At 71.7% G+C, this 21196-nt stretch carries 19 protein-coding genes; 4 read left to right on the top strand and 15 right to left on the bottom strand.

The features are described from left to right. Position 1 precedes the first annotated feature (1 nt). The 15 genes from rimM to F1734_RS11750 all read right to left on the bottom strand — a co-directional run bounded on the left by rimM (position 2) and on the right by F1734_RS11750 (position 17497). The gene (gene rimM / locus F1734_RS11820) at positions 2-559 is read right to left on the bottom strand and encodes a ribosome maturation factor RimM (protein WP_010592756.1); all 558 of its coding nucleotides are present in this window, start codon (positions 557-559) and stop codon (positions 2-4) included. A 10-nt stretch (positions 560-569) separates the two neighbouring features. Beyond that, positions 570-812: an RNA-binding protein gene (locus F1734_RS11815; RefSeq protein ID WP_003939023.1), complete on the bottom strand. Its 243-nt coding sequence runs from the start codon at positions 810-812 to the stop codon at positions 570-572. Then, entirely contained in the window at positions 812-1252 is a 441-nt protein-coding gene (rpsP, locus tag F1734_RS11810) for a 30S ribosomal protein S16 (protein ID WP_017680547.1), read from the bottom strand. Before rpsP ends, F1734_RS11815 begins: the two co-directional genes overlap by 1 nt. A 176-nt stretch (positions 1253-1428) precedes the next feature. After that, a complete protein-coding gene (locus tag F1734_RS11805) occupies positions 1429-2175 on the bottom strand; it encodes a CPBP family intramembrane glutamic endopeptidase (RefSeq protein WP_010592758.1) in 747 nt (248 codons plus the stop codon). Then, on the bottom strand, positions 2172-3266 hold the full coding sequence (locus F1734_RS11800; RefSeq protein ID WP_203011718.1) for an amidohydrolase family protein: 1095 nt from the start codon (positions 3264-3266) through the stop codon (positions 2172-2174). The genes F1734_RS11805 and F1734_RS11800 overlap by 4 nt, the downstream gene beginning before the upstream one ends. Before the next feature lie 6 nt (positions 3267-3272). Then, positions 3273-4853 carry a signal recognition particle protein gene (gene ffh / locus F1734_RS11795; protein ID WP_010592760.1) on the bottom strand — a complete coding sequence of 527 codons (1581 nt, stop codon included), beginning with the start codon at positions 4851-4853 and terminating at the stop codon, positions 3273-3275. A 102-nt stretch (positions 4854-4955) separates the two neighbouring features. Continuing rightward, positions 4956-7469: a [protein-PII] uridylyltransferase gene (locus tag F1734_RS11790; protein ID WP_203011715.1), complete on the bottom strand. Its 2514-nt coding sequence runs from the start codon at positions 7467-7469 to the stop codon at positions 4956-4958. Then, entirely contained in the window at positions 7459-7797 is a 339-nt protein-coding gene (locus F1734_RS11785) for a P-II family nitrogen regulator (RefSeq protein WP_010592762.1), read from the bottom strand. Before F1734_RS11785 ends, F1734_RS11790 begins: the two co-directional genes overlap by 11 nt. Before the next feature lie 43 nt (positions 7798-7840). After that, entirely contained in the window at positions 7841-9148 is a 1308-nt protein-coding gene (locus tag F1734_RS11780; protein WP_010592763.1) for an ammonium transporter, read from the bottom strand. Between the two features lie 457 nt (positions 9149-9605). After that, on the bottom strand, positions 9606-11195 hold the full coding sequence (ftsY, locus tag F1734_RS11775; RefSeq protein WP_203011714.1) for a signal recognition particle-docking protein FtsY: 1590 nt from the start codon (positions 11193-11195) through the stop codon (positions 9606-9608). Then, on the bottom strand, positions 11192-14827 hold the full coding sequence (smc, locus tag F1734_RS11770; RefSeq protein WP_048772728.1) for a chromosome segregation protein SMC: 3636 nt from the start codon (positions 14825-14827) through the stop codon (positions 11192-11194). The genes ftsY and smc overlap by 4 nt, the downstream gene beginning before the upstream one ends. Before the next feature lie 25 nt (positions 14828-14852). Further along, entirely contained in the window at positions 14853-15140 is a 288-nt protein-coding gene (locus F1734_RS11765; protein WP_003939033.1) for an acylphosphatase, read from the bottom strand. Further along, on the bottom strand, positions 15140-16066 hold the full coding sequence (locus F1734_RS11760; RefSeq protein WP_010592768.1) for an SMP-30/gluconolactonase/LRE family protein: 927 nt from the start codon (positions 16064-16066) through the stop codon (positions 15140-15142). Before F1734_RS11760 ends, F1734_RS11765 begins: the two co-directional genes overlap by 1 nt. A 26-nt stretch (positions 16067-16092) precedes the next feature. Then, a complete protein-coding gene (locus F1734_RS11755; protein ID WP_017680542.1) occupies positions 16093-16530 on the bottom strand; it encodes an OsmC family protein in 438 nt (145 codons plus the stop codon). A gap of 19 nt (positions 16531-16549) precedes the next feature. Next, positions 16550-17497, bottom strand: coding sequence for a LysR substrate-binding domain-containing protein (locus F1734_RS11750; protein WP_017680541.1), 948 nt, complete (start codon positions 17495-17497; stop codon positions 16550-16552). A gap of 114 nt (positions 17498-17611) precedes the next feature. Here F1734_RS11750 and pcaH point away from each other — a divergent pair, with 114 nt between their 5' ends. The 4 genes from pcaH (at position 17612) to F1734_RS11730 (ending at position 21166) form a co-directional block, all read left to right on the top strand. After that, positions 17612-18364, top strand: a complete 753-nt coding sequence (gene pcaH, locus F1734_RS11745; protein ID WP_203011713.1) for a protocatechuate 3,4-dioxygenase subunit beta — start codon at positions 17612-17614, stop codon at positions 18362-18364. Then, positions 18361-19041: a protocatechuate 3,4-dioxygenase subunit alpha gene (pcaG, locus tag F1734_RS11740; protein ID WP_203011712.1), complete on the top strand. Its 681-nt coding sequence runs from the start codon at positions 18361-18363 to the stop codon at positions 19039-19041. Before pcaH ends, pcaG begins: the two co-directional genes overlap by 4 nt. 147 nt (positions 19042-19188) lie before the next feature. Then, on the top strand, positions 19189-20385 hold the full coding sequence (locus F1734_RS11735) for a cation:proton antiporter (protein ID WP_017680538.1): 1197 nt from the start codon (positions 19189-19191) through the stop codon (positions 20383-20385). 76 nt (positions 20386-20461) lie between these two features. Next, positions 20462-21166 carry a TetR/AcrR family transcriptional regulator gene (locus F1734_RS11730; protein ID WP_017680537.1) on the top strand — a complete coding sequence of 235 codons (705 nt, stop codon included), beginning with the start codon at positions 20462-20464 and terminating at the stop codon, positions 21164-21166. Positions 21167-21196: the final 30 nt, after the last annotated feature.

Raw genomic sequence — 21196 nt, 5'->3', positions numbered from 1 at the left:
GCTATGTCTCCGAACCGAAGTCGGGGTCGAGCAGACCCTCGGGCGGATCGATCTCGACGACACCGGCCGCGAGCGAGACCGTCGGCACGATCGCGGTGACGAACGGAATCAGCAGTTCGCGCTGTTCGTCGCCGGCCGGCCGGACGGAGAGCAGTTCGCCGGCGGCGGTGTGCAGCACCTCGCGAACGGTGCCGATCTCGGTGCCGGCGTCGGGCCGGCCCTCGACGATACGTACGGACAGTCCCTCGAGTTCGTGGTCGTAGAACTCGTCCGGGTCGTCGGACGGCGGCAGATCGGCGCTGTCGACGACGAACAGGGTGCCGCGCAGGGCGTCGGCGGCGCTGCGATCGGTGACGCCCCGCACGCGCAGCAGAAGCCGCCCGGAGTGTTCCCGGGCGGCTTCCACCGTGTACGTCTGCAGGGTCTGCTCGCGGGGCTTGCGGCCGTGCAGCACCGCGCCGACGGCGAAGCGCTCCTCGGGTTCGTCGGTGCGAATCTCGACGACCACCTCACCCTTGATGCCGTGCGACTTGGCGACACGGCCCACCACGAGCTCCACCGCGGTGCGCCTACTGGTCGGTGTCGACGACGTCGACGCGGATCCCTCGGCCACCGATGCCGGAGACGAGGGTCCGCAGGGCGGTCGCGGTGCGGCCACCGCGACCGATGACCTTGCCGAGATCGTCGGGGTGCACGTGCACCTCGACGGTGCGCCCCCGACGGCCCGTGATCAGCTCGACGCGCACGTCGTCGGGGTTGGCGACGATTCCACGGACGAGATGCTCGACGGCATCGGCGACAACGGCGCTCATTACTCGGCAGCCTCGGTGGACTCGGAGGACTCCTCCGCGGCGTCTTCCTTGGCGGCCTTCTTCTTCTTGGGCGTGATGGCCTCGGCAGCCGGCGCGTTCTCGGCCTGCGCGAGGGCAGCCTGGAACAGCTCGAGCTTGGACGGCTTGGGCTCGGCCTTGCGCAGGGTGCCCTCGGTGCCGGGCAGGCCCTTGAACTTCTGCCAGTCGCCGGTGATCTTGAGGAGGTTCTCGACCGGCTCGGTCGGCTGTGCACCGACGCCGAGCCAGTACTGGGCCCGCTCCGAGTCGATCTCGATCAGCGAGGGCTCTTCCTTCGGGTGGTACTTGCCGATGGTCTCGATGGCGCGGCCGTTGCGGCGGGTGCGCGAGTCGGCAACCACGATGCGGTACTGCGGGTTGCGGATCTTGCCGAGACGGGTGAGCTTGATCTTGACAGCCACTGCTGCGAATCTCCTTCGGCGCATGCGAAATACGCCTGTCACGTGCAATTCGGACGACGCGCCCTTCTGGCACGCCCGGTTTTGCCTCTATCCTGTGACCGCCGCGCGGTGCGTAACCGGATGCGACGACAGCGGTCCATTCTGCCAGATCCACCCGGCGGGACGAAAACGACAGGTCAGAGCAGCAGCAGCAGACCCAACGCGGGCAGGGTGTTGTTGAGCGAGTGCGCCACCCAGGACGAGAACACCGACCGGCCGCGCAGCCGCGCGAACCCCATCGCCGCGCCGCCCCACAGCAGCACCGGCAGCCGCCACCATTCCTGATGCCACACGGCGAACACGACGGTGGTGATCGTCAGGACGCCGATCGGGCGTCCCCACCACCGGTCGGGCCGGCGTTCGAGCGCCCCCCACAGCATGCCGCGGAACATCAGTTCCTCGCCGAGGGGGGCGCCGAACCACACCCAGGCCACGAGCAGCAGTTTCCACCCCGTGGGCAACCCGACCAGCGCGGTGAGCGGGGAATCGGCGGCGTCGATTCCCAGGGCGACGACGAGGATCGCCGCCAGGATCAACGCGCCGAGCAGCGCGATCCCCCCGCCGAGCAGACCGACCCCGAGCTGGTCGCGGAACTCCGCCCACGACCGCGGCAGACCGAAGTCGGCGACGGGCCCGCAGCCCCGCCACACGCTGAACGCGAGGGCCGCCGCCCCGGCGAGCAGGGTGGGGGCCATGATGGCGAGCACGTACGTCTCGGCGACGAAGCCCTCCCCGGCCAGGATCGGTCCCAACGTGAATCCGACGAGGTTGACGGCCAGCACCGCCAGCGCGGCGGGGATACCCCACCGGTGTGCGGGCCGGGACGGTGCGGGCAGCGCGGGAGCCGCAGCGGTCCCCGGGTCGGGCGGTTCGGGGGCGGTCATGTGCGGGCGGCGCGGCGGGTGACGACGGCACCCCGGAGCATCACCAGATCGGGCCGGGCCAGCACGTCCGGGCCGCTGCGCGGGTCGTCCGCGTACACCGTGAGGTCGGCCGGCGTGCCCGGTTCGAGGCTCGGGTGTCCCAGCCAGGTGCGGGCCGCCCAGCTGGCGGCGGCGAGCGCCTCGGTCGGGGTCAGCCCCGCCTTCCCGAGGGCGGCGACCTCGTCGGCGATGCGCCCGTGCCGCACCGAGCCGCCGGCGTCGGTGCCGGCATAGATCGGGATTCCGGCGTCGTGGGCGGCGCCGACGATGTCCGCGACGCGGGCGTGCAGGTCCCGCATGTGCGCCGCATAGACCGGGAACCGGGCGGCCGAGTCGGCGATCTCCGGGAAATTGTCGATGTTGACCAGCGTCGGCACGAGGGCCGTGCCCTGCGCGGCCATCGCGGCGATGGTGTCGTCGGTCAGGCCCGTGCCGTGTTCGAGGCAGTCGATCCCGGCGGCGAGCAGGCCGGGCAGCGCGTCCTCCCCGAACACGTGCGCGGTCACCCGCGCTCCCTCCCGGTGGGCCGCGGCGATGGCCTCGACGAGGATCGCGTCCGACCACAGCGGGGCGAGATCGCCGGTGCCGCGGTCGATCCAGTCGCCGATGAGCTTGACCCAGCCGTCGCCGGCACGGGCCTGGCGCACCACTTCATCCGGCAGCTGGGATTCGTCGTCGAGGTCGACGGGCAGGCCGCGGATGTAGCGCTTGGGCGCGGCGATGTGCCGTCCCGCGCGCACGATCCGCGGCAGGTCGGCCCGCGCGTCGAGGTGCCGGGTGTCGACCGGGGATCCCGCGTCGCGCAGTAGCAGTACCCCGGCGTCGCGTTCGGTGACGGCCTGCGCGATCAGCCCGTCCGCGTCCTCCGCGCCGCCACCGAAGCGGATCCCGACGTGGCAGTGGGCGTCGACGAGACCGGGCAGGATCCAGCCGTCGGCGGTGAGCAGTTCGGCCCCGGGGATCGGCTCGGCGGCGAACGTGCCGTCGTCGTCGATCCACAGCTCGATCGGTTCGCCGTCCGGCAGGGACCGTCCGCGCAGGGTGAACGCCACGGCGGTCTACTTCTTCGGCAACTTCAGCTGCGAGAGGTCGAAGTTCTCGAGACCGGGCGGCAGCTCGTCGAGGCCCTTCGGCATCTTCGACAGGTCCGGGAACCCGGCGGGCATCCCACCCATGCCGGGCATGCCGGCGGGCATGCCGCCGGGGAACCCGCCCTTGATCTTCGGCGGGGTCGGCCCGCGGCCGCCCTTCTTGCCCTTCTTGCCCTTCTTCGCGCGCTGCGGCTTGCGGGATCCGGGCATGCCCATGCGCCCGGCCATCGCGGCCATCATCTTGCGGGCTTCGAAGAACCGGTCGACGAGCTGGTTGACGTCGGAGACCTTGACGCCGGAGCCGTTGGCGATCCGCAGCCGCCGGGAGGCGTTGATGATCTTCGGGTTGGCGCGTTCCGCCGGTGTCATGCCGCGGATGATCGCCTGGATGCGGTCGAGCTGCTTCTCGTCGACGTTCGCGAGGGCGTCCTTCATCTGGCCCGCACCCGGCAGCATGCCGAGCAGGTTCGCGATCGGCCCCATCTTCCGCACGGCCATCATCTGGTCGAGGAAGTCCTCGAGGGTGAGCTCACCGGAACCGATCTTCGCGGCGGTGGCCTCGGCCTGCTGGGCGTCGAAGACCTGCTCGGCCTGCTCGATGAGGGTGAGCACGTCGCCCATGCCGAGGATGCGGCTGGCCATGCGCTCGGGGTGGAAGACGTCGAAGTCCTCGAGCTTCTCACCGGTGGACGCGAACAGGATCGGCTGGCCGGTCAGCTCACGGACGCTGAGGGCGGCACCGCCGCGGGCGTCGCCGTCGAGCTTGGTGAGCACCACGCCGGTGAAGCCGACACCGGCGCGGAACGCCTCGGCGGTGCTCACGGCGTCCTGGCCGATCATGGCATCGAGCACGAACAGCGTCTCGTCGGGCTGCACGGCGTCGCGGATGCCGGCGGCCTGGGCCATCAGCTCCTCGTCGATGCCGAGACGGCCGGCGGTGTCGACGACGACGACGTCGTAGTGCTTGGCGCGGGCCTCTGCGATGCCGTCGCGGGCGACGTTCACCGGGTCGGCGGCGGTGATGCCGAGCGGGTTCTCGCCTCCGCCGATCGAGGTGCCGGGGTGCGGGGCGAACACGGTCGCGCCGGCGCGCTCACCGACGATCTGCAGCTGGGTGACCGCACCGGGTCGCTGCAGGTCGCAGGCGACGAGCAGCGGGGTGTGTCCCTGGTCCTTGAGCCACTTGGCGAGCTTGCCGGCGAGGGTGGTCTTACCGGAACCCTGCAGACCGGCGAGCATGATCACCGTGGGCGGGGTCTTGGCGAACTGCAGCCGGCGGGTCTCACCGCCGAGGATCCCGACGAGTTCCTCGTTGACGATCTTGACGACCTGCTGGGCGGGGTTGAGCGCGCCGTGCACCTCGGCGCCCTTGGCACGTTCCTTGATCTTGGCGATGAACGAGCGCACCACGGGAAGCGCGACGTCGGCCTCGAGCAGCGCCAGGCGGATCTCCCGGGCGGTCGCGTCGATGTCGGCGTCGGAGAGGCGCCCCTTGCCGCGCAGGTCCTTGAGGGCTCCGGTCAACCTGTCGGAAAGGGATTCGAACACCGAATGCGCTCCTGGGTCTGGCGAAGATGCGGACAGTTCTGCGTTCCAGGGTAGCCGTTCGCGGCACGAGTTCTCGCACGTGCACGAGCGCCCGCCCCACGCTCAGCCGTTGTCCTCGGGTTTCTTCGGTTCCGGCGCGGGCACCACGGCCAGCACGGCCCGCTCGATCCGCTCCCGGTTCTCCCGGGTGTCGGAGCCTGCGAGGTCGATGCAGAACGCGTCCACGACGGTGCGTCCGAGAGTGGCGACCCGGGCCCACCGCACGTCGGCACCGCACCGTTCGAACGCGTCCGCGAGCCGGCACAGCATGCCCAGCCGGTCCTCGGCGCGCAGTTCCAGAATCGCCTGCCCCTGCTCCGGGGCGTCGATCCAGATCAGGTGCGGAGGCGCCTGCGCGTAGGTGCCCGGCACGGCCCGCTCCGGTCGTTCGGGCAGCTGCGCCTCGCGGGCGGCGTGCTCCTTCGCGGCGAGTGTGGCGAGCAGGTCCAGATCCCCGGAGCGGGCCCGGACGAGTTCCTGCCGCAGCAGGCCCGCCGCCGGCGGGGACCCGAACAGCGGGGCGACGGCGAAACTGTTGACCGCGCTGCCGGCGTGGCTGCCCACCGAGGCGGACAGCACGCGCAGGCCGTACAGTGCCAGCACTCCGGCGGCGTCGGACAGCAGACCCGGTTCGTCGGGCGCGACAACCGTCACGGTGTAGGCGTGCGGGTTCTCCCCGGGTTGCAGGTCGACGTGGATGCCGCCCTGTTCCGCCCGCCCGGCGAGCTGGGGGTCGATCGGATCGGGGTGCGGCAGCTCCTCCCCCGCCATCATCAGCCGGCAGCGCCGGACCAGTTCCCGGATGAGCGCCGCCTTCCAGTCGCCCCACACTCCCGGGCCCGTCGCGAGCGAGTCCGCCTCGGCGAGTGCGTGCAGCAGTTCGAGCAGCACCGGGTCGCCGTCGATGGCCTCGACGACGGACTCCACCGTGGCGGGGTCGTCGAGATCGCGCCGGGTCGCGGTGTGCGGAAGCAGCAGATGGTGGCGGACCATCGCGGACAGCACGGCGACGTCGGAGGGCCACAGGCCCATCCGGCGTCCGATCCGGGTGGCGAGTTCGGCTCCGACGACGCTGTGGTCGCCGCCGCGGCCCTTGCCGATGTCGTGCAGCAGCGCCCCGAGCACCAGCAGATCGGGGCGCGCGACGCGGGTGGTCAGGCCTCCGGCCTGCACGGCGGTCTCCACCAGGTGCCGGTCCACCGTCCAGATGTGCACGGCATCGCGCGGGGGCAGATCCCGCACGGCGCCCCACTCGGGCAGCAGGCGGCCCCACAGTCCCGTCCGGTCGAGGGCCTCGATGGGGTCGATCGCGCGGGTCCCCGAACCGAGCAGCACGAGAAGGTCGTTCAGTGCGGTGCGCGGCCACGGTTCGCGCAGTTCCGGTGCGTTGTCGGCCAGCCGGCCGAGAGTCGACGCGGAAATGGGCAGGTCGTGCTGCGCCGCGGCCGCCGCGACCCGCGTGATCAGACCGGGGTCCTTGCGGGGGTTCGCGTCACGGGCCAGCGTCACCTCCCCGCCGTGCTCCACGACACCCTCGTCGAGGGGACGGCGGACGGGGACGCGCCGCAACCGGGACAGTCCCTTGCGGGGCAGCGCGTTCCCGGCCGTGCGTACGCCGACCTCCACCGAGTAGCTCACGGTCCGCGCAGCCTCGGTGAGCACGCGGGCCAGGTCGAATCGGTCGCCGATGCGCAGGGCGGCGCCGATCTCGTCCGCGTCCTGGGCGCGGAGCTGGTCGCGGGGCCGGCCGGCGACGCGGTGCAGCTCGGTGCGCACATCGAGCAGGCGGCGGTGCGCGGCCGCGAGCCCGCCGCCGGGAACGTCGGGGCCGAGGCCCGGCATGCCGTCGGTGAGCTGCGCGACGGACAGGGCGTTGAGCAGTTGCACGTCCCGCAGCCCGCCGCGGCCGCTCTTGAGATCGGGTTCGGCCCGGTGCGCGATCTGCCCGCTGCGCTCCCATCGGGCCTCGGTCAGTGCGATGAGCTCGTCGAACCGGCTGCGGATGCCGGTGCGCCACTGCCGCCGCACACCCCCGATCAGCAGGTTGCTCAGTTCGGGGTCGCCGGCGATGTGGCGGGCTTCGAGCATGCCGAGCGCGGCGGTCAGGTCGGATGCCGCTACCTGCAGAGCCTGCGGGACGGTCCGGACGCTGTGGTCGAGCTTGATGTGGGCGTCCCACAGGGGGTACCAGAGCCGGTCGGCGACGCGGGACACGACCGCTGGGTCCATGTCGTCGTGGAGCAGGACGAGGTCGAGGTCGGAGTAGGGCAGCATCTCGCGACGGCCGAGGCCGCCGACGGCGACGACGGCGAAGCCGCAGTCGGGTGCGATGCCGAGTTCGGCGCCCTTGGTGACGAGCCAGAACTCGTGGAGGTCGACGAGGGCGTGGCGCAGGGCCGGGGCGTCGAGTCGGCGGTGGCGGGCACCACCGGAGAGCAGCTGGGTTCGGGCTCGGGCGAGGTCGGTGGCGGCGGTGCCGGTTCCGGCCGGTCCCGCAGACACCGGCGGCCCCGATCCCGCTGCGGAGGCAGCGGGACCAGGGCCGCGAGTTCCGGACCCGTTGGGGTCAGAGTGCATCGGCACCTCGTTCACCGGTGCGCACCCGGACCACGGTCTCGACCGGGGTGACCCATACCTTGCCGTCGCCGATCTTGCCGGTGCGGGATGCCTCGACGATGGTCTCGACCACCTTGTCGACGGTGGCGTCGTCGACGACGACCTCGACGCGGACCTTGGGAACGAAGTCGACGGAGTACTCCGCTCCGCGGTAGACCTCGGTGTGGCCCTTCTGGCGACCGTATCCCTGCACCTCGCTGACGGTCATGCCGAGCACACCCGCCTGCTCGAGGCCTGCCTTGACGTCCTCGAGGGTGAACGGCTTGACAATTGCCGTGATCAGCTTCATATCCTCATCCCTTCCCAGTCTCCAGTGCCCTGCTGTCTTCTTATCACTTGAGGGCGGCCGCGAAGTCGTATGCCGACTCCGCATGCTCGGCCTCGTCGATGCCGCGTGCCTCTTCCTCCTCCGACACCCGCCAGCCGAGCGGCTTGAGCGCGAAGGCGACGATCGCGGTGACGATGCCGGTGTAGACCAGGGCGAATACTGCGATGACGATCTGGATCACGAGCTGCTTGTAGTCGCCGCCGTAGAACAGTCCCGTCTCGGTGCCGAGGAAACCGATCGCGACGGTGCCCCACAGGCCCGCGACGAGGTGCACGCCGACGACGTCGAGGGAGTCGTCGTACCCGAACCTGTACTTCAGGCCGACCGCCAGGGCGGACAGGACGCCCGCGACCGCGCCGAGCACGATGGAGCCCACCGGGCTGAGCGCACCGGCCGCCGGAGTGATGGCGACCAGGCCGGCGACGGCACCCGAGGCGGCACCGAGGCTGGTGCCCTTGCCGTCGCGGATCCGTTCGGCGAGGAGCCAGCCGAGGATCGCGGCGGCGGTGGCCGTGGTGGTGTTGACCCAGGCCAGGCCGGCCACGCCGTCGGCGGCGAACGCGGAGCCGGCGTTGAACCCGAACCACCCGAACCACAGCAGCGCGGCGCCGAGCATGACGAACGGCAGGTTGTGCGGACGGAAGGCCGTGCGGCCGAACCCGGCGCGCTTGCCGATGATCAGCACCAGGACGAGCGCGGCGATGCCGGCGTTGATGTGCACGACCGTGCCACCGGCGAAGTCGATGGGCGCGACGGTCGCGACGAGCCCGCCCTCACCGTCGTCGGAGGTGCCGAAGATCTTGGCGGCGAGGCCGTCCTCGGAGCCGGAGAGCAGGCCGCCACCCCACACCATGTGGGCGAGGGGGAAGTACGCGACGGTGACCCAGACGGCGGCGAAGGTCAGCCAGGTGCCGAACTTCACGCGTTCGGCGAGGGCACCGCTGATCAGGGCGGTGGTGACGACCGCGAAGGTCACCTGGAAGGCGATGTCGATGATCTGCGGATAGTCGCCGAGACCGGGCAGGAACTCACCGGCGTCGTCGTAGATGGCGCCCTGCAGACCGAACATCTGGAACGGGTTGGCGAAGATGCCCCCGATGTCCTCGGTGCCGTAGGACATCGACCAGCCCCACAGCACGTAGATCACCGCGATGACCGCCATCGCCCCGAAGGACATCATCATCATGTTCAGGACGGCCTTCGTGCGCGACATGCCACCGTAGAAGAACGCCAGACCGGGCGTCATCAACAGCACCAGGGACGCCGATATCAGCATCCATGCCGCGTCGCCGGTGTTCACCACTTCCTCCACTTGCAACCTCCCTGTTGGCCGCGCCGGTCAGCGCGTCGTCGAGAGAAGAATGCTGTGGTGATGTTTCGGTGGGAGCGCCGCGCTGTTTCAGCGCAGTGAACGCAAATCGGACATGTGTTTCGTTCGTGTTTCGCCGCGAACCCGGCCGCCGCGGACCGTCCTCCGCGTCTCCCCGACGGTGGTCGCGGGAGGCGACGGCGGCGGGTCGGCGGGACTCGGGCCGGACGGATCCGGCGGGACCGGGTGGCCAGCGCGGCGAGCTCCCGCAGGAGCCTCTCGTCGCTGCTTCCCCGTCGCCACCCGCTCCCGCGGGATCCGTCCGGCACCTGTTTCTACCGAACCCGAGTGGCAGATGGGAACCGAGTGACGATTTGTTATCTTTCCGTGACAAAAACCGGCCACCCGGTCGGAGGCCGGGTGGCCGGGGTCGGTCGCGAGGCGGCGGGGTGCCGGGGCGTCAGCCCAGCAGGGCGTCGACGAATGCCCCCGGCTCGAACGGCGCGAGATCGTCCGCGCCCTCCCCGAGTCCGACGAGCTTCACCGGAACCCCGAGTTCGTGCTGGACCTGGAACACGATTCCGCCCTTGGCGGTGCCGTCGAGCTTGGTCAACACCACCCCGGTGATGTCGACGACCTCGGCGAACACGCGCGCCTGCATCAGGCCGTTCTGCCCGATCGTCGCGTCGAGCACCAACAGCACCTCGTCGACCGCGGCCTTCTTCTCCACGACCCTCTTGACCTTGCCGAGCTCGTCCATCAGACCGGTCTTGGTGTGCAGGCGGCCGGCGGTGTCGACGAGCACGGCGTCCACGCCCTGCTCGGTACCCCGGGCGACGGCGTCGAAGGCGATCGCGGCCGGGTCGGCCCCCTCCTTGCCGCGCACGACCTCGGCCCCGACCCGCTCGGCCCACGTCTGCAACTGGTCGGCGGCCGCCGCCCGGAAGGTGTCGGCGGCGCCCAGCAGGACGCGGCGGCCGTCGGCGACGAGGACCCGGGCGAGCTTGCCGGTGGTGGTGGTCTTCCCGGTGCCGTTGACCCCGACGACCAGCAGCACCGCCGGGTGATCCTGGTGCGGCAGGGCCCGGATCGACCGGTCCAGCTCCGGGTGCAGCGCCTCGACCAGCACGTCCCGCAGGACGGCCCGGGCCTCGGCCTCGGTGCGCACGCTGCGGGCGGCCATCTGCACGCGCAGCCGCTCGACGATCTGCGTCGTGGTCGCGGCGCCGAGGTCGGCGATCAGCAGGGTGTCCTCGATCTCCTCCCACGAGTCCTCGTCGAGGTCGCCACCGCCGAGCAGACCGAGCAGGCTCTTGCCCACGGCCGACTGCGACCGCGCGAGCCGGCCACGCAGCCGGTCCAGCCGGCCCTCGGTCGGGGCGATCTCCTCGATCGGCGGCACCTGCGGGACCGGCGCAACCTCGGGCTCGACGGCCGGTGGCGCGATGACCTCGGGTTCGGCGGCGGGAGCCGGCGGGGCTTCCTCCACCGGCGGGGCCTCCTCCACCGGCGGGGCCTCCTCCACCGGCGCGGCTTCCTCCACCGGTGCGGTCTCCTCGACCGGCGGGACGACCTCGGACGGTGCCGGCGCCGTCTGCGGCTCGACGCCGGGGACGGGCTCGACCCGGGGTGCCGGTTCGACGGTGGGGGCGGCGCCGGCTTCCGGAGCCTGCTCGGGTTCGACCGTCGGTGCCGGAGCCTCCGAGACCTCCGCCGGCAGTGGCACGACCTTCGGTTCCGGGAGCACCGTGGATTCCGGAGCGACCGGCGGTTTGGGGGACGCCGGCGGTTCCGGGATCACCGGAGGTGTGGGGGCCGGCCGCTCGACCGGCTGCGGTGGCGCCGTCGCGGTCGCACCCTGACTGAAGCTGAATCCGCCCGCAGCCTTGTAGCCGCCGGATCGGTCCTTCTGCTCGGTGCTTTCGAGCTGCGGTGTCTGCTGCGCTGTCAGCGACACCTGCCGCCTCCGGTACAGCGTCAAGCCGACGACGAGCGCGACGAGGAGGACGGCAAGCGCCGCCGCGATGGCTATCCAGGCTCCGGTACTCACGCCCCCATACTGTCAGGCGCGGCGGCGGCGTTCAGCTCTGGGCGAGAAAGATCCTGACCGCGCATCCGCTGGGAGATGACACGGGTGATGCCGTCACCGCGCATGCTGACTCCGTACAGGGCGTCGGCGATCTCCATCGTCGGCTTCTGGTGGGTGATGACGATGAGCTGGGACTTTTCCCGCAGCTGCTCGAACAACCCGATCAGCCGGCGCAGGTTCGTGTCGTCGAGGGCGGCCTCCACCTCGTCCATCACGTAGAACGGCGACGGCCGGGCCCGGAAGATCGCCACGAGCATCGCCACCGCGGTCAGCGACTTCTCGCCTCCGGAGAGCAGCGACAGCCGCTTGACCTTCTTGCCCGGCGGCCGGGCCTCGACCTCGATGCCGGTGGTGAGCATGTCCGACGGATCCGTCAGCACGAGGCGGCCCTCGCCGCCGGGGAAGAGCTTGGCGAACACCTGCTCGAACTCGCGCTCGACGTCCGCATAGGCCTCGGTGAACACCTGCAGGATGCGGGCGTCGACGTCGGCGACCACGCCGAGCAGGTCCTTGCGGGCGTTCTTGACGTCCTCGAGCTGCGTGGCGAGAAAGTTGTACCGCTCCTCGAGGGCGGCGAACTCCTCGAGCGCCAACGGGTTGACCTTTCCCAGGGTCGCCAGGTCCTTCTCCGCGCGCTTGGCGCGCCGCTCCTGGGTGGCACGGTCGTACGGCTGCGGCTGCGGCGCGACGACCTGCTCGCCGCGCTCGCGCGCCTGCTCGAACTCGGCGATCTCGAGTTCGCTGGGCGGCAGCGGCACGTCGGGGCCGTACTCGGCGACCAGGTCGTCGGGTGCTATGGCGAACTGCTCGACGACGGCCTGCTCGAGCTGCTCGATCCGCAGCGCCGCCTGCGCGCGGGCGACCTCGTCCCGGTGTACCGCGTCGGTGAGCTGGGCGCGCTGCGCGCCGAGGTCGCGTACCCGTTCCTTGACCCGGTCGAGTTGTTCGGCGCGCTCGGCGCGCTGACGGGTCAGCTCGTCGCGGTGGGCCGATGCGGCGGCGATCACCTCGTCCAGGTGGGCGGCGACCCGGGCTCCGGACTCGGCCACGGCCGCGGCGACGGTCGCGGCCTGCCTGCGGGCCCGCTGCGCCCGCTCGGCGCGGGCCCGCGCCTCCCGTTCGGCCTGGGCGGCACGGCGCAGCGAGTCCGCCTTGCCACGCAGCGCCTGGGCGCGTTCCTCCGCGGTGCGGGCCGCAAGCCTCGCCTCCATCTCCACCGCCCGGACCTCGGCGAGGGCGGCCGCGGCGACCTCCCGGTCGAGGGCCGTCGCGTCCGTGCCGGGGTCGGCGCCGTCGTCGCCCTGCTCCTGCTCGGCCAGCCGCAGCCGCTCCTCGAGCTCGACGACCTCCCGGCGGGCCGTGTCCCGTTCCGTCTCGGCGCGGGTGCGCTGCGCGGCGAGCCGCTCGGACTCGGCGTGGGCGGCGCGCGCGGCCTGCCCGAGCCGGCCCAGTTGCTCGTACACCGCGGACATCGCGGCGTCGGATTCGTTGAGGGCCGCGAGGGTCTGTTCGGCCACCTCGGCACGTGCCGCCTGCTCGGCCAGGGCCCCGGCGAGGGCCGCCGAGAGTTCCTCGGAGCGCCGCACCGCGCGGTCGAGGTCGGTGCGGGACGCGTCGATCGCGGCCTGCACCTCGAGCGTGCTCGGCGCGCGCCCGGAGCCGCCGACGACCCAGCCGGAGCCCGCGAGATCACCGCTGCGGGTCACGGCCCGCAGGTCGGGACGCACGTGGCACAGTTCGATCGCGGAGGGCAGGTCGTCCACGACGACGGTGCGCGCGAGCAACGCGTCGAGTCCGCCGCGCAGTTCCGGCGGGCAGTCGATCACGCCCCGCACCCAGCGTGCCCCGGCCGGCAGGCTCGCCGGCTCGGACGGTGCGGTGGTGCCGCCGGCGACGAACGCGACCCGGCCCTGGTCGGCGTCCACCAGCGCGGCGACGGCCGCGGCGGCCGCCGGGACGGAGTCCGCGGCGAGCGCATCGGCGGCCGGGCCCATCGCCGCTGCGACGGCGACCTCGTATCCGGCCTCGACGCGGACGCGTTCCGCGAGCGGCCCCGCCAGTCCGAGATCGGGACGGTGCTCGAGGAGCCAGGCGGCGCCGTCCTTGCGTTCGAGGCCCATCGACAGCGCCTCGATGCGCGCCCCGAGGGAGGCGACCTCCTTGCCCGCCGCGCGCTCGGCGTCCTGCAGTTCCTGCACGCGCGCGTCGGCGAGCCGCAGGGCCTCGAGGGCGCGTTCGTGCTGGGCGTCGGCGTCGATCTCGCCGGCGTCGAGGTCGTCGATGCGGGCCTGGGCCGTCTCGAACTCGGCCTGGGCGGCGACACCCCGCAGCCGGGCCTCCTCGATGGCGACGGTCAGCCGGGTGACCTCCGCGTCGATGGACTCGGCGCGCGTGCGCACGGTCTCGACCTGTCCGGCCAGGCGCGCGAGTCCCTCCCGCCGGTCGGCGACGGCCCGCACCGCGGCCAGGTGCGCCCGCTCGGCGGCCGCGGCGGCCTCCTCCTGGGCGGCGAGTTGCTCCTTCGCGGCTTCGAGGGTGCCGTGGGCGATCTCGACCGCCTCGAGCAGGTCGGCCTCCTCTTCGGCGATCCGGTCGGCGCGGGCCTCCATCTCGTCCGGGTCCTGGCCGTCGCGGGCCGCCGGGGCGGTGTCGAGGTGGCGGGCGCGTTCCTGGGCGATGCGCACGGTGGCACCGAGGCGTTCGGCGAGCGCGGAGAGGCGGAACCAGGTCTGCGACGCAGCCTCGGCGCCGGGGGTGAGCCGAGCGACCGCCTCCTCGTGGCGTGCGAGTTCGGCGTTGGCGTCGTCCAGTTCCGCAGCGACGTGATCGAGTCGTTCGCGCAGGACGCGTTCCTGCTCGTCCTGATCGGCGAATTCGGCGCGCCGGGTCACGAGGTCGTCGGCGGCGAGCCGCAGGCGGGCGTCGCGCAGGTCGGCCTGGATGGTCTGGGCGCGGCGCGCCACCTCGGCCTGACGGCCGAGCGGTTTGAGCTGGCGGCGCAGCTCGGCGGTGAGGTCGGTCAGGCGCGCCAGGTTGGCCTGCATCGCGTCGAGCTTGCGGACCGCCTTCTCCTTGCGCTTGCGGTGTTTGAGGACACCGGCAGCCTCCTCGATGAAGGCACGGCGGTCCTCCGGCCGGGACTCGAGGATGGCGGAGAGGCGGCCCTGACCGACGATGACGTGCATCTCCCGGCCGATGCCGGAGTCGGACAACAGTTCCTGCACGTCCATCAACCGGCACGAGTTCCCGTTGATCTCGTATTCCCCCGCGCCGTCGCGGAACATCCGCCGGGTGATGGACACCTCGGAGTACTCGATGGGCAGCGCGCCGTCGGAGTTGTCGATGGTGAGGGTGACCTCGGCCCGGCCCAGGGGCTGCCGGCCGGCGGTGCCGGCGAAGATGACGTCCTGCATCTTGCCGCCGCGCAGCGCCTTGGCGCCCTGCTCGCCCATCACCCAGGTGAGGGCGTCGACGACGTTGGACTTGCCGGAACCGTTCGGCCCTACGACACACGTGATGCCCGGTTCGAACCGCAGAGTCGTCGCGGACGCGAAAGACTTGAAGCCCTTGAGCGTCAGACCCTTCAAATACATGTGCGAGAACCTTACCGGCGGGCCGTCACCGCTCGACGAAGCCGGTCAGGTCGCCGCGCGCCGGCTCCCAGCTCTCCACCACCAGCCGCACCGTGCCCGGTGTCTCGCCCGAGCGCAGCGCGGCGAGCAGGCGTTCGAGGGCGTCGCGGGGGCCCTCGGCGATGACGAGCACGCGTCCGTCGGGGTGGTTGGTGGCGTGACCGACGACGCCGAGTTCGAGGGCGCGCGAGCGGGTCCACCAGCGGAATCCCACACCTTGGACGTACCCGTGCACCCAGGCGGTGAGCCGGACCGCATCCGGCGACGACTGCATCACGACGGCTCCCCGGCATCGCGGACCGGACGCACGGCGTGGACGGAGCCGTCGAATCCGGTGGTGTAGAGGACGTCCGGGTCCCAGCCGGGACCGTCGCCGAACGCGACGGCGGAGACGAAGGGGACCCCGGTGGCGATCGTGCAGCCGGCGCCGGTCACCGGGTCGACGCGCAGGATCCTGCCGGCGACGTTGAGCGGGACGTACAGCGCACCGTCGGGCCCCACGTCGAGGTCGTCGGCGGTTTCGAGGGGGCCGGGACCGGACGGGTCCAGAGTCCGGGCCGGGCCGTCGAGATCGTCGGCGTCGAGCGCATGAATCCGGGTGGTCGGATCGAATGTTGTTGCTGCATACACGGTTTTGCCTTCGATCGCGAGTCCGTTGACGGAACCGAGGTCGGTGCGGAGCGTCTCCGGAGCGCGGCCGTCGACCGGGACCCGGGTCAGGCCCGGGGGGCTGCCCAGATTCCGACTGACGAGGAAGTCTCCGCCGGGGAGGCGGACGAGGCCGTTGGGCATCGTGAGGCCCGCCGCGACGGTGCGGCGCGCCCCGGTGTCGAGGTCGACGGCCTCCAGGGTGCCGTCGGTGCGGCCGAGCAGCCCGGAGACGGTGCCGTTGCCCGTCGTGAAGAACGCGGTGCCCTCGTCGACGACGATGCCGCCGGGCGCCGGGACCTCGGCCACCACGGTGTCGGCCCGCCCGTCGGGGGTGAGGGTCAGCAGCGACCCGCCGCCCGCCGGCGTGGACGCCGAGGCCAGCAGTCCGCCCCGGCCGTCGAAGGCGAGGTTCTCGAGGATGCCGAGCCCGGACGCGACGACGTCCACCCGCCACGGCGTGCAGCTCGTCGGGGCGGACGCGGCCGCCGCCGGCGCTCCGCCCGCGAGGAGCCCGACGGCGAGCGCGAGTCCGGCCGCTTTGCGATCCATCCGCCCTCCCTGCCGATATCCGCCGCTCACGCGTCCCGAACGATGTTCAACGTCACCTTGGTGCCGGCCTCGAGGGTACGGCCGACGGTGCACACCTTGTCGACGGATCGCTCGACGAGCGCGACAAGACGCCGTTGCGCCTCCTCGTCCAGCTCGCTGAGGTCCAGCACCATCTCCTCGACGAGGTGCGGGTACACCTCGTTCTCCCGGTCCGCAGCGCCGGAGACCCGGATCGTGGCGTCGTAGTCGTCGCCGAGCCGGCGCGAGAGCGGGAAGTCCGAGCTCATCCCCGAGCAGGCCGCCAGCGCGATCTTCAGCAGCTCGCCGGGGGTGAAGACGCCGTCGACGGTCTCCGATCCGATCAGCACCTCGGCACCGCGGGAGCTGCGACCGGTGTAGCGGCGGGTGCCGGTGCGCTCGACCCACAGCTCGGTCGTCGGGGTGTCGGAAGTCTGTTCAGCCATGCGGGAGATCCTGCCATGATCACCCGACGGCCAGTTCGCGCAGGATCGCGACGAGCTCCTCGGCGGCGACGGGCGTGTCGGCGCTGGTGCGGCGCAGCAGCCCGACGGGTTCGGCGGTGCCGGGCGTGGGCACCGGCAGCCGCACGAGCGTGCCGTCGTCCAAATCGCCCTGCGGGACCCGCTCGGGGGTCAGCCACACGGCGTCGCCGGTGCGCACCAGCCCGCGCGCGACCGAGACGTCGAGGGTCTCGATGATGCCGGACGGCAGCCGCAGCCCGTGCCGGGCGAGGAAGCCCTCGGTGTGGTGCCGCGGCACCGTGCCGGCGGTGGCGACGACGAGGGGATGATCCAGCACCGCCGGCACCGACACCGGACCCTCGGCCAGCGGATGATCCGGGCGCACGACCAGGGCCAGCGACTCGGCGTACAGAAGTTCGAACGAGAGCCCCCGCATGGTCTCCGGGTCGGCCGTCCGGCCGAGGACGAAGTCAAGTTCGCCCGCGCGCACCGCGCCGAGGAGGGCGGTGTTCGGGCCCGTGCGGATCTGTACGCCGACGTGTGGGCGCCGGTCCCGAAACCGGGTGATCGCGCCGGGCAGCAGGGTGCTCGCGACGGTGGGCAGGGCGCCGACCCGCACCGGGGCAACGGCCGGTTGTCCCGTTCCGGCCAGCACGCCTGCGGCGGATGCCAGCGCATCCGTGACCTCGACGGCACGACTCAGGAATTCTTCCCCGGCCCGCGTGAGCCGGGCGCCGTGCCGTCCCCGGTCCACGAGGCGCGCGCCGGAGAGCGCTTCGAGCTCGTTGAGGGTCTTGGTGACCGCCGGCTGGCTCAGGTGCAGCCGGGCGGCAGCCCGGCCGAGGTTGCCCTCCTGGGCGACGGCGACGAAACACGTCAGGTGACGTAACCGGATGCGATCGAGAAGCCGCGATGCCCGGTCACCCGGTGGGACGCCCTCACTTTGCATCACTGAAAGTTATGCAAGATCGCCGAAATCGTCAATTTACATGACTCTTGCTCACCCATAGCGTGATGCACATCCCGTCCGTCGCAGTGCGACAGTTCCCAGGAGTACCGCCTCATGATCATCGCCGCCCCCGGCGCCGCGTCCGGCGAGTTCGTCGAACGCGACCACACCCAGCACCCGCCCGCGCTGACCCCCGGATACCGCACATCGGTGTTGCGTTCCCCACGCAATGCACTGATCGCACCGCGCCCCACGCTCTCGGAAACGACCGGGCCGGTGTTCGACCCGCGCGAGCTCGGCGAGAAGGACAACGACCTCATCCTCAACTTCGCCAAGGAAGGCTTGCCGATCGGTGAGCGCCTGATCGTGCACGGCTACGTACGCGACGAGTTCGGCAACCCGGTGAAGGGCGCCCTGGTCGAGGCCTGGCAGGCCAACGCCGGCGGCCGCTACCGCCACAAAAAGGACCGCTACCTCGCGCCGATCGACCCGAATTTCGGCGGTTGCGGCCGCATGATCACCGACGAGAACGGCTACTACTTCTTCCGCACCATCAAGCCCGGGCCGTACCCGTGGGCCAACAGCACCAACGCCTGGCGGCCCGCGCACATCCACTTCTCGATCAACGGCACCGGCTGGGCACAGCGCCTGATCACCCAGATGTACTTCGAGGGCGACCCGCTCATCGAGCGCTGCCCCATCGCGAAGACCGTTCCGACGCTGGACCAGCTGCGCAGCCTGATCGCACAGGAGGATCCCGCCAACAACGCTCCCTTCGACGCGCGTACCTACCGCTTCGACCTCACCCTGCGCGGCCGCCGCGCCACCTTCTTCGACAACATCACCCTTCCCGGAGCCCCCCGATGAGCCTTTCCCCGCACAGCATGATCGCGCGCCGCCCGGAGACCCCCTCGCAGACCGGCGGCCCGTACGTCCACATCGGGCTCGCGCCGCAACAGGCCGGGTTCGACATCTTCGACCACAACTTCGGCAACGTCCTCACCACGCCGGAGACGAAGGGCGAGCACATCACCCTCGAGGGCCGCGTGTTCGACGGCACCGGCACCCCCGTGCGCGACGTGCTGATCGAGATCTGGCAGGCCAACGCTGCCGGCAGGTACGCCCACCCCGGCGATTCCCAGGACGGCCACACCCAGGGCGGCCGTACCCAGGCTCGGGAGATCGATCCGACCTTCCGCGGCTGGGGCCGCACGGGCGGCGACTTCGACACCGGCGTCTACACTTTCGAGACGATCAAGCCGGGGCCGGTGCCGGCGAACGACGGCGGGACCCAGGCCCCGCACATCCTTATGGTGCTGTTCGCCCGGGGCATCAACCTCGGCCTGCACACCCGGGTCTACTTCGACGACGAGGCCGACGCCAACGCCGCCGACCCCGTCCTGACCGGGATCGAGTGGGAGACCCGCCGCGACACGCTGATCGCGACACGCTCCGAACGCGACGGCAAGGTGGTCTACACCTTCGACGTGTACCTGCAGGACACCCCGGGGGGCGGCCACGAGACCGTGTTCTTCGACATCTGAGCGGGATCCACGGGCGAGGGCGCGCGTTTCGGGGAGTGGCCGCGTGGGCATCCTTGCGCCGACCACATCGCAGCGAACGAAGGCCCGGCACTGGACACCGCGATCATCTACGTCTCCGCCGGGCTCGCGCTGCTCTTCGCCGTCACCGTGCCTCGGCTCTTCCACAACCGCGCGATCTCGGCACCCATGATCGTGCTGGTGGCCGGCGCGTTGCTCGGGCTGCTGTTCGACAATGTCGAAGCCGTCACCCCCGGCTGGCACCCGGCCGTGGCGGAGTACCTCAGCGAGGTCTGCGTGATCGTCGCGCTCATGGGAGTCGGCCTCGCGATCGACCGCCCGCTCGGGTGGCGGTCGTGGAAGTCCACCCGGCGGCTGCTGCTGGTCGCGATGCCCCTCGGCATCGTGGCCGTCGCGGTGCTGGGCTGGTGGGCCGCGGCCCTCACTCCGGCGGCCGCCGTGCTGCTCGGGGCCGCCCTCGCCCCGACCGATCCCGTCCTCGCGTCCGACGTGCAGGTCGAGGGGCCCACGTCCGGGGAGGGTTCCCACCGCGAGGACGACGAGGTGCGGTTCGCGCTCACGTCCGAGGCCGGCCTCAACGATGCGCTGGCGTTCCCCTTCGTCTACCTCGCGCTCTTCCTGTTCACGAAGGGACCGATCGAGGACTGGATCGTGTCCTGGGTCCTGTGGGAGCTGCTCGGCAAGATCGTCCTGGGCGCCGTGGTGGGCGCGCTGGCGGGCCATCTCGTCGGGCGGGCGGTGTTCCACTTCCCCGTCGCGCACGTGCGGCTGGCCGACCGGGGTGAACCGATCGTCGCGCTCGCGGCCACCTTCGCGGTGTACGGAATCGCCGAACTGGTCGGCGGCTACGGCTTCCTCGCCGTCTTCGTGTGTGCGGTCGCCATGCGGCGCATCGAACGCGCACACGAGTACCACGCGGAGATGCACAGCCTCGTCGAGCAGCTCGAGCACGTCCTCACGCTTGCGGTCCTGCTCCTGCTGGGGGCCGGCCTCACCACCGGCCTGCTCGCCGAGTTGTCGTGGGGTTCGGTTCTCGTCGGGGCCGCCCTGGTCCTGGTGATCCGGCCCGTGGTCGGCTGGCTCTCGCTCCTGGGCTGTGACGAGATGGACGTCCGCGAACGCCGCGTCACGGCCTTCTTCGGCGTGCGCGGCATCGGCTCCGTCTACTACCTCGCGTACGCCGCGGCGGAGCTCGACATCGCGCAGGAGCAGGAGCTGTGGGCCGCCGTCGCCTTCACCGTCGTCTTCTCCGTTCTCGTGCACGGAGTGAGCGCGACGAGGGTGATGCGCATGCTCGACGACGCGCGCGCGCAGGGCCCGCCGTAGGCGCTCCTCGTCCTCGACAGGCGGGTTAAGCGCTCCCCTCTTGTCAGCGACTGAACACGCGTTTAACATACTGATCATGAGTTCAACGCCGGGTCGGCTCTCGGCGGCCGAGCGCCGGGATCTCACGTCCGCCGCGCGCATCCGGGAGGCCGCAATCCTCCGTTTCGCCCGCGACGGGTTCGGCGCGTCCCTGCGGACCATCGCCGCGGACGCGGGCGTGAGCGGGGCGTTGATCGTGCACCACTTCGGATCCAAGAAGGATCTGCGACGGGCGTGCGACGCGTGGGTCCTGGAACAGATCCGCGACTCCAAGCGGACGACTCTCGCGGACGGCGACTCCGGCCCGTGGCCGGCCCAACTCGGGCGGGCCGAGCGGTACGCTCCGCTCGCCGTCTACGTCGCCCGCACCTTTCAGGCCGGCGGCGAGAGCGCGGCCGAGTTCTTCGACCACTTGGTCGACGACGCGGTCGACTACCTCGCCGAGGGCGAACGCAGCGGCCTGATCCGGCCGTCCCGGGACAACCGCGCCCGGGCCCGCCTGCTCACCGCCATGAACGTGGGGTCGATGCTGCTGCAGATGACCCTGCACCCGGATCTCCTGCGGGGCGGGGACTTCACCGGGTTCTTCCGGCACCTGACCGAGACCGTCACCGCCCCGGCCCTCGAACTGTATTCCGAGGGCCTGCTCACCAGCCGCAAGCTGCTCGACGACTACCTGATGTACGTCCCGGACCCACCGGCGGGCGCCGGGGGCGGCGAATCCGCCGCTCCCCCTTCCTGATCCGGAACCCGCCTACCCTCAGGACACAGT

The organism is Rhodococcus ruber, from assembly GCF_016804345.1.
Classification (GTDB): domain Bacteria; phylum Actinomycetota; class Actinomycetes; order Mycobacteriales; family Mycobacteriaceae; genus Rhodococcus; species Rhodococcus ruber.
The sequence above is the reverse complement of the archived record's forward strand: the minus strand, read 5'-3'. Positions and strand labels throughout refer to the sequence as shown.

What these genes read in the sequence shown, in the direction of transcription:
- F1734_RS11765 (WP_003939033.1), bottom strand. Translation starts at nt 15,140, where the DNA reads ATGCAGTCGTCGCCGGATGCGGTCCGGCTCACCGCCTGGGTGCACGGG.
- F1734_RS11760 (WP_010592768.1), bottom strand. Translation starts at nt 16,066, where the DNA reads ATGGATCGCAAAGCGGCCGGACTCGCGCTCGCCGTCGGGCTCCTCGCG.
- F1734_RS11755 (WP_017680542.1), bottom strand. Translation starts at nt 16,530, where the DNA reads ATGGCTGAACAGACTTCCGACACCCCGACGACCGAGCTGTGGGTCGAG.
- F1734_RS11805 (WP_010592758.1), bottom strand. Translation starts at nt 2,175, where the DNA reads ATGACCGCCCCCGAACCGCCCGACCCGGGGACCGCTGCGGCTCCCGCG.
- F1734_RS11750 (WP_017680541.1), bottom strand. Translation starts at nt 17,497, where the DNA reads ATGCAAAGTGAGGGCGTCCCACCGGGTGACCGGGCATCGCGGCTTCTC.
- smc (WP_048772728.1), bottom strand. Translation starts at nt 14,827, where the DNA reads ATGTATTTGAAGGGTCTGACGCTCAAGGGCTTCAAGTCTTTCGCGTCC.
- pcaG (WP_203011712.1), top strand. Translation starts at nt 18,361, where the DNA reads ATGAGCCTTTCCCCGCACAGCATGATCGCGCGCCGCCCGGAGACCCCC.
- F1734_RS11730 (WP_017680537.1), top strand. Translation starts at nt 20,462, where the DNA reads ATGAGTTCAACGCCGGGTCGGCTCTCGGCGGCCGAGCGCCGGGATCTC.
- F1734_RS11815 (WP_003939023.1), bottom strand. Translation starts at nt 812, where the DNA reads ATGAGCGCCGTTGTCGCCGATGCCGTCGAGCATCTCGTCCGTGGAATC.
- F1734_RS11785 (WP_010592762.1), bottom strand. Translation starts at nt 7,797, where the DNA reads ATGAAGCTGATCACGGCAATTGTCAAGCCGTTCACCCTCGAGGACGTC.
- F1734_RS11790 (WP_203011715.1), bottom strand. Translation starts at nt 7,469, where the DNA reads ATGCACTCTGACCCCAACGGGTCCGGAACTCGCGGCCCTGGTCCCGCT.
- pcaH (WP_203011713.1), top strand. Translation starts at nt 17,612, where the DNA reads ATGATCATCGCCGCCCCCGGCGCCGCGTCCGGCGAGTTCGTCGAACGC.